The following is a 4,132-nucleotide window of genomic DNA, read 5'->3' as shown; positions in this document are numbered from 1 at the left end:
CGATGTCGGTCAGGGAACCGGGGATGCTGACCCACGGGTTCGCGTCGTACCCGGAGTACCTGAAGATCTCCCCGCTGCCGTTGACGCCCCAGACGCTGGTCCTGGACCCGGCCGAGATCGCCGAGAGACTGCCGACGATCGTCTTCCACTCAGCCATTCCGAACTCGCCTTCCTCGCACTTGGACCTTGCACTCAGGTAATAGGCCAGGGGCAACCCTGCCAAACGGGCCAAAAAAGCTACTGATCATTAAAATCGTCCACAAATCAATGTTTGGCATTGCTCGGCCATGAAGAGTGCGGTGCGTAGACGTTCTATCCGGAGGTCCTTTGGCTGGAAAGCCCGTCCCACGTTCGGGGGATCGACATGACGCATGATCTGTGCAGTCAGAGCGATCGAAGCCAGTGCGGCCGGCTTTGATCACCCACTTCGACTTCACGGGGCTGCCGTCCGTCCTTCGCGGCGCTCGCCCTGAGGGTGGAGGCGGATAGCTCAGGAGTGCCGACTTTCCAATCATCAACCATGCTTTGACTGCGAATCATTATTTCGGGTGCCGCAGGAGACGAAAAGCCGCGCCAGGCAGACAGCTCAGCTATCAATTGTGCTGCCAAGTCCACGCAACTCCTCGGAGCCACCATGAAGTTCTCCCGCTGGGCCGCCACCACTACCACCCTGACGTCCGCCAGCCGGATCACCGGCGCGCAGGCCACCGCCGCCTCCGGCCGCGGGGCCGGCGAGGACATCGTGCGACCGAACACCTCGAGCTCGTGGAGCCGCCGAGTCGCCGCCGCCACGATGGCCCTGGGGCTCGCGGGGGCACCGTTGTTCGCGGCCGCCCCGGCGACGGCCGCCACGACCAGCAGCCTGCTGTACTCCGCCGACAACGGAGCGACCTGGTCGTCCAATCCCACCATCGCCCCTGGCGCCACCGTGCTGGTGCGGGCCTGGTACAACAACGCCGACCCGGTCGAGCACACCGGCGCGCAGGTGTCCACGACACTTCCGCCCGGCTTCACCCTGGCGCCCAACTCCACCATGGTGTGCCTGAACCCGACGACTCCCGCCGGCTCCGAGGCCACGCCCACTCTGACCGAAGCCGACGGCAGGACCTCCTCACTGGTGTGCAACACCGACACGGGGCAGTCCGGCGCGATCGACGAGGCCGCCGTCTGGACCGGCTCGACGCTCACCATCTCCCCGACGGCCGGCCTGTTCGGCCAGCCCGTCGGCGCGACCAGCGGCGTCATGGAGTTCGGCAAGAAGCGCTACTTCAACATGAACAACTGCGACCGCCAGCTCTCCGCCAACGGCCCGCAGCTCATGACGAGCATCACCGCACCGGGCCTCGGCCCCTTCGTCGCGGGGTCGAACGTCTCGAACTCGGCGGATACGGTGCCGTCCTGCCCGGCCGCCCCCGGCTGGCCCGTCAACCTGCAAGGCACCCAGGCGCTTGACCTGCTCGCGCAGCGCTACATCAACATGAACAACTGCGTGCGTCAGATCGCCGGTACCGGCAACGGCCCGCAGCTCACCACGAGCATCACGTCGCCGAGCCTGGGTCCGTACACGGCGGGCACGAACACGAAGAACAGCATCGACACGGCGCCGTCCTGCCCCGCTGCCCCCGGCTGGCCCGTCAACTTCTCCGGGACCCAGCCGCTGGACATGCTCGGGAATCGCTACCTGAATCTGAACAACTGCGTGCGTCAGATCGCCGGTACCGGCAACGGCCCGCAGCTCACCACGACCATCACGGCGCCGGGCGTCGGTCCGTACACGGCGGGCACGAACACGAAGAACAGCATCGACACGGCGCCGTCCTGCCCCGCCGCCCCCGGCTGGCCCGTCAACATCTCCGGGACCCAGGCATTCGACACCCTGGACACGGCGCGCGGCGCGGGGTTCGTGCAGTTCGCGATGAACGCCCCGACCTGCCTGGCCGCTCAGACCGCGACGGTCACCGGCACCGGATTCACCGCGCCCCCCTCGACCTCCTGCCTGACCATCACCCGGACCCCCTGACCCCCTGACCGTCACCAAGACCAGAAGAAGGTCGACGTCTCCGACTCGCCGAGGCCCGCCGCCCCGCCGCCCGCTGACACCAAGGCGGCGGGGCGGCGGGGCGGTTGTCGAGCCCGTGCATCGCCGGAGACCGCCGAGCACCTGGCCGGGCTGCTGCGCAACGCGAGGGTCGAGCTCGGCACACGTCGTGGACGCCTCGTACTGGGCCGACAGCAAATAGCGACCTTCGCGGCCGCGGGGCACGAACCCAGCACCCGAGACGAAGACGACGACTATCTGAACGACTGCAAAGGCAATCGCCCGGCGTGTTCGGCAAGACGGTCCCCGCGGTGAGCCCGGTGGCTGGGACGCTGCGGTCATGGTGAATCGACTGGTCCATGCCCGGTCGCCTTATCTCCAGCAGCACGCCACCAATCCCGTGGGCCGGTGGGAGTGGGGAGAGGAGGCGATGCCAGAAGCAGCAAGGCGGGACGTACCCATCCTCCTCTCGGTCGGGTACGCGTCCTGCCATTGGTTAGCTTCTGACGCATCGTCATATGGTGCCAATGGCTCACTTCGAGGAAGGTAGAAGTCCCTTCCGGGTAAATCTGGGCCGACTTTTGAGGTGGTAGTGACACCTTGTCCACACCGCCGACCTCTACCTCCCGCTGGACCCCGAGACCCGCGGCATTGACACCAGCCGCCTGACTGGCCCCAACACGGTCGCCTACTCAGGCAAGGGCGTTTATCAGCCGACCGAGGCCAGGGGCGCCATCACCCTCGACTGAGCACCGGCTCGAGCATCACCGTTGTCGTGAAGGAGTGCGAGCTCCAGGGCCACCTGAGAGTCGCGCCGGCCGGGGACGGCGACCGTGCGACCTGGTGGTCATCAGCGTCGACTCTGGTCGACTCACTGACCGTCAGATTCGGCCGGTATCGGCGCCCCTGGGCCGACGGGGCGTCGAACTCCGGCCACGCGTGCGCGAACGGGCCCGCGCGGATCAGCAACGCTGCCGCCGGCCGCGCGTACCCCCACCGCGGCCTTCGCCGTCTGTGGAGCCGCGCGTCCGGCAGCGCCGCGACGTGTCCGCTCGGGAGTGCGGCCCGCTGGGCAGGCCATGACTCCTTCAGTCCACAGCCGGCTCGCGCTGACATTCACGGGAGGAGGAATCATGCCGTTGTTCGAGACGGGCGAGTCGGTGAGAATCTCGCATGGGCCCTTCGACGACTCTATTGGAGCCATCGATGAAGTCGACTACGAGACCAAGTGGTTGAAGGTCTCGGTGCTCATATTCGGCAAGATCACCCCAGCCGAGTTCGATTTCGACCAGGTGGAGCTCGGCTGATCTGTCCTGGGAGCCGCCGGCCTGAACGACGGGCCGCCATGGCGCGCCGATCCTGCTACACCCGCCCGCTTGCGTTCCACCCCGGCCGGTGGCGGCCTCGCACGGCGGTGGTTGGGCCGGACGGGGCCCCTTGTGACGGTTCATCAGGGCCCGGCAAGATCGCCAGGCCAGTTCGGTGCACTCGGCTCGTGCGGTGCGTATGAACCTCTCGGCGTTGGCGTTCATCCGGGGCGTCTACGGCGCACCCTTCAGGGCTGATCGAGACCACGCGCGGCGCCCTACGCGAGGAGCTCGGCTACAAGAAGCTCGGCCGGTGGGTGCTGGAGGAGTTGGACGGCCACCTCACTGGCCAGGGACTCGGCTTCTTCCCCGTCTGGAAGCTGCGGCCGGCGATCAACACCGAGCCGCGCAAGGAACAGCGGCTGTGGGTCTACGCCCTGGACGGCAGCACCCGCGCCCAGGTCCTCTCCGCGATCCTCCAGCCCGAGGAGCACGACGTCTTCGCCGCCCTTGGCGGCCTGGCAGCCGGCCGCCAGCAAGCGCTGCTACCGCAGCAGAAGCTCGACCTTATCCGGGAGATCGCCAACTCCTGACCGCACGACGACGAGCGGGCTGCCTCCGGTATTCCGGGGCGGCCCGCCCTCGCGTTGGGTGTGCCAGATCAACCAGGGCCCGGACCCCAGATCAATTCTTAGCCTCGCGCTTTCACGGATGACGGAGACTGCTAGCAGGCGGTGAGGTGGGTTATCCCGCTGACCTGGCACGATGTGCTCCCGCTTCGAGACGG

4 protein-coding genes and 1 pseudogene are annotated in these 4,132 nt (G+C 67.4%); 4 read left to right on the top strand and 1 reads right to left on the bottom strand.

The window, feature by feature from the left end; all coding sequences use genetic code 11:
- Nucleotides 1–214 (bottom strand): tectonin domain-containing protein (locus tag P3T41_RS36780; RefSeq protein ID WP_348533727.1); only part of this gene is annotated, 214 nt, incomplete at its 3' end.
- 420 nt (nt 215–634) lie between these two features.
- Here P3T41_RS36780 and P3T41_RS36775 point away from each other — a divergent pair.
- From P3T41_RS36775 to P3T41_RS36760, 4 genes and pseudogenes are all read left to right on the top strand, one after another.
- Nucleotides 635–2,020 (top strand): hypothetical protein, encoded by a 1,386-nt coding sequence (locus P3T41_RS36775; protein ID WP_280695012.1) that lies wholly within the window; start codon nt 635–637, stop codon nt 2,018–2,020.
- 358 nt (nt 2,021–2,378) lie between these two features.
- Nucleotides 2,379–2,534 (top strand): annotated as a pseudogene (locus P3T41_RS36770) (DUF255 domain-containing protein); the annotation flags it as partial.
- A 637-nt stretch (nt 2,535–3,171) separates the two neighbouring features.
- Nucleotides 3,172–3,345, top strand: coding sequence for a hypothetical protein (locus tag P3T41_RS36765; protein WP_280695011.1), 174 nt, complete (start codon nt 3,172–3,174; stop codon nt 3,343–3,345).
- Nucleotides 3,346–3,662: 317 nt separating this feature from the next.
- Entirely contained in the window at nt 3,663–3,938 is a 276-nt protein-coding gene (locus tag P3T41_RS36760; protein WP_280695010.1) for a hypothetical protein, read from the top strand.
- The last annotated feature ends 194 nt before the right edge of the window (nt 3,939–4,132 follow it).

Origin of the sequence: Kitasatospora sp. GAS204B (assembly GCF_029892155.1) — a bacterium.
Lineage (GTDB): Bacteria > Actinomycetota > Actinomycetes > Streptomycetales > Streptomycetaceae > Kitasatospora.
The sequence above is the reverse complement of the archived record's forward strand: the minus strand, read 5'-3'. Positions and strand labels throughout refer to the sequence as shown.

Excerpts from the sequence above, each read along its gene's own strand:
- P3T41_RS36765 (WP_280695011.1), top strand. The coding sequence starts at position 3,172 with ATGCCGTTGTTCGAGACGGGCGAGTCGGTGAGAATCTCGCATGGGCCC.
- P3T41_RS36775 (WP_280695012.1), top strand. The coding sequence starts at position 635 with ATGAAGTTCTCCCGCTGGGCCGCCACCACTACCACCCTGACGTCCGCC.